Raw genomic sequence first — 3,090 nt, forward strand, 5'->3', positions numbered from 1 at the left:
AAAGCTTTGGCAATGTTAGAAGCGGATGGAACCGGCATTGCGCCACAAGGAGAAAAGAAAAAACGCGCGGAAATAAAACTTGGAATTGGTTACGCTGGTTGGGGGAAACGCTATGCGGGCGGAAAAGGGAAATGTTTTGGATTATCGAGAAAGTTTGTGTATATGGGGATAGAAGAAGGAGATAAATTTGCGGAGAAGTTTAGTCTTTTTGCGAACAAGCGATTAAATCTGCAAAAAGTTAAGCATTTAATTCTTGGAGGAGATGGCGCAACTTGGATAAGTGAAACATTTAAACCGCGCCATAAAGAGAGCGCTTCCATTTAAAAAGCGCGGCATGCGCTGGAGTATCGCGGGAGCAAATTATTTATTAAAAATCGGAGAAAAGATGCTAAATAAAGAATGGGAAAGTTGGTGGTGTGAAGCTAAAAAGTTTCAAAGGGAATTGATTGTACCAGTTCCTTGTCATCGCCAACTTAAAACAGTACCAATCTAGCCAACTTGATCTGGCCAGATGGCCAACTTAAACAGTACCAATGACCAATTAGGATACACCAAACCCGATATTCTTTTGCCAAAGAAAAAAACAAAACAACCTTTAAGTTAATAAAAATTTACTCTTTTTTCATACCTTTGCTGCGATAGCTATCTCCTTCAATTTTGATCACCTGACAACGATGGATAATTCTGTCCACCACAGCTTGGGCCAGCACACTATCGTGGAATATCCGACCCCAATCTTTGAACGCCAGGTTGGTCGTAATAATCGTCGACCCCTGGCCATATTCGTAGCGGTCGGAAATTACCTGAAACAATAGGTTGGCTTGCCCCTGATCAAGTGGCAGAAATCCAGCTTCGTCTAAGATCAGGAGATCCGGCCGGGTAAAACGCTTGAGAGTTTTTTCTTGCGAATTATCACTCTGGGCTGCTTGCAAAGCGTGTATGACATGGGCTGTCTTGGTAAAAAGCACCCGATAACACTTGCTGCAAGCTTCATAACCCAGAGCTTTCGCCAGATGGGTTTTACCCAGGCCGCTGTTTCCCACCAAAACTATCCATTCTCTCCTCTCCATGAATTTAAGATCAAAAAGGGACAAGACAAGCTTCTTGTTAATTCTCTTGGGATGAGAGAAATCATATTGGTCTAAAGTGCTAATAGTTGGGAATCTAGCTTCCCAGATTCTTTTTTTTAAGATTCGCTGCTGTTTGGCGATTAATTCTTCCTCAACAAGCTGTTCCAGGAATTTTTCATAAGATAAATTATGCTTGGCCGCATGTTTGACCAGAACAGGATAACGTTCAGCTGAATTGATTAGCTGCAAGGTTTTTAATTTTTCCTCTAAAGTTTGGGGTTCCTGACCTACAATCTGCCATCTTTTAGCCATGGTTGTTTCCCTCCTCATTCTCATGATCTTCAAATAATTGATCGTAAAGTGCCAAGTTATGAGGGATGACCTCCATTTCTTCTATCTCTGGATGCTGGGACAAGCGCAAAGGCAAAATTTGTTTCTCCTGACGTCTGGTCCGGTTCTGAGCAATAATATTTTTAATGTAAACAGCACCAAAAGCTTTGTGCTGCAGAGCTTTCTCAATAGCCGGGATTACTTCATAGTCCCCATAGAGATCTACTTGCCGCATGATTTGTTTGATCTCTGTTTTGAGGTCTTTCTCTAATTGCAGCAAACTATCAAAATATTGAGCGCAGCAGGGGGCCAGCGCCAAAAACCGATCACGTAACTTGGAGTTGTGAGCGGCTTTTTTGATTTTCAGAAGTTCCTGGAAATGCTTTGGATCCTCGATCCTTCGATTGTTACCATAGGAACGCTGGTGAACGGCAATGCAAGTTTGTTGGTAAAATACTTTGATCTGATATTTGCTTGATCTTAAAGTGAGCGGCAGCAGAATATATTTTGAGGGAACTGAATAATAATTAGTCTCAAACCGCAAAAAACAATCATGCTGGGCTTTTGTCGCCAGAGGGATAGTTGTGTCATAGTCCTTGCCTTGCAGCGGTACTAGATGTTCTTTTTCTTTTTGAAAACGATCTTCGGGGATTTCTTTGGTTGTGCCATGTTTCCGTTGGTTGACTTGTTTCAGCCATTCCCTGAGTTGGCTTTCCAGATCAGCAAAATCTCTAAATTCCCTGCCAGCTAGAAAATTCTTCTTAACATAGCCCACCCCAGACTCAACTTTGCCCTTTTCATTCCCTTTCCCAACATTACAAACCTGAGGAGCAAATAAATAATAGCCGGCAAACTCAAGAAATTTCTGGTTGAATTGAATGTACTTGAGGTATCGGGAAATTACCACTGAGCGAAGATTGTCATAACGAATATTTTTGGGTACTCCGCCAAAGTATTTAAAAGCGTTAAGGTGAGACTGAAGAAAAGTCTCCAGCGATTGTGAAGTTGTGAACTCAACACACAACTTACGGCTGTAACCAAGTACCATGACAAAGAAGTAAATCTTTCGCCAATGGCCTTCAAAAGGAAACAAGCCAGCGTAACCCCAATCAACCTGCGCTTCTTCACCTGGCCCGGTTTCATAACGGACAAAGGCCTCCAACTTTTGCCCCCTTAAGGTCATCAAATAATTCTTAACAGTGCTCAACCCACCCGGATAGCCTCTGTCTCGCAGTTTTTCAAAGATGCGTTGTCCGCTTAACTTTGGATATTCTTCCAGAATCTCTTTGATAGCTGGCTTAAAACTGTCCAGTTTGGAGCCTCTTTGTCTGACTAGCCTTTGGCTGGGGAGTCCAGTCAATGCCCGTCTCACTTTTCCTCTCGAAATCATCAACCTTTCAGCAATTTGCCTCTCGGATAATTTCTCGAGCTCTCTCAACCTGCGAATCTCGGCCCACGTTTGTGTATCCATTTTGCTCACCTCCACGCTCATTATGGCGCGCCAGAGAGGCAACTGGCTATCCCGTCTTGTTTTGCGGCAGATTCTTTCCAAATAAGGTAGTCCACGATGCCGTTTAGTCGACGATGAACTGCGTCTTGTTTTGCGGCGTTTTGGGGCTCCAAATCCATAATACTCTCAAGTTTCTCGACGGCAATTTGGCGAACTGCGTCTTGTTTTGCGGCACTTTTG

At 43.0% G+C, this 3,090-nt stretch carries 4 protein-coding genes; 1 reads left to right on the forward strand and 3 read right to left on the reverse strand.

Annotated features, from left to right (window positions below; all coding sequences use genetic code 11):
* On the forward strand, positions 1-324 hold a 324-nt coding region (locus AC3WVG_RS11270), incomplete at its 5' end, for a UPF0236 family transposase-like protein (RefSeq protein WP_488798216.1).
* A 287-nt stretch (positions 325-611) separates the two neighbouring features.
* On the opposite strand, the gene istB is transcribed toward AC3WVG_RS11270, so the two are convergent.
* The 3 genes from istB to AC3WVG_RS11285 form a co-directional block, all read right to left on the reverse strand.
* Positions 612-1,382, reverse strand: a complete 771-nt coding sequence (gene istB / locus AC3WVG_RS11275; protein ID WP_488798217.1) for an IS21-like element helper ATPase IstB — start codon at positions 1,380-1,382, stop codon at positions 612-614.
* Positions 1,375-2,871: an IS21 family transposase gene (gene istA / locus AC3WVG_RS11280; protein WP_488798218.1), complete on the reverse strand. Its 1,497-nt coding sequence runs from the start codon at positions 2,869-2,871 to the stop codon at positions 1,375-1,377. The genes istB and istA overlap by 8 nt, the downstream gene beginning before the upstream one ends.
* A 20-nt stretch (positions 2,872-2,891) precedes the next feature.
* A partial coding sequence (locus tag AC3WVG_RS11285; protein ID WP_488798219.1) for a hypothetical protein occupies positions 2,892-3,090 on the reverse strand: 199 nt, incomplete at its 5' end.

Source organism: Desulfovulcanus sp. (assembly GCF_982781345.1).

Excerpts from the sequence above, each read along its gene's own strand:
- istB (WP_488798217.1), bottom strand. The coding sequence starts at position 1,382 with ATGGCTAAAAGATGGCAGATTGTAGGTCAGGAACCCCAAACTTTAGAG.
- istA (WP_488798218.1), bottom strand. The coding sequence starts at position 2,871 with ATGGATACACAAACGTGGGCCGAGATTCGCAGGTTGAGAGAGCTCGAG.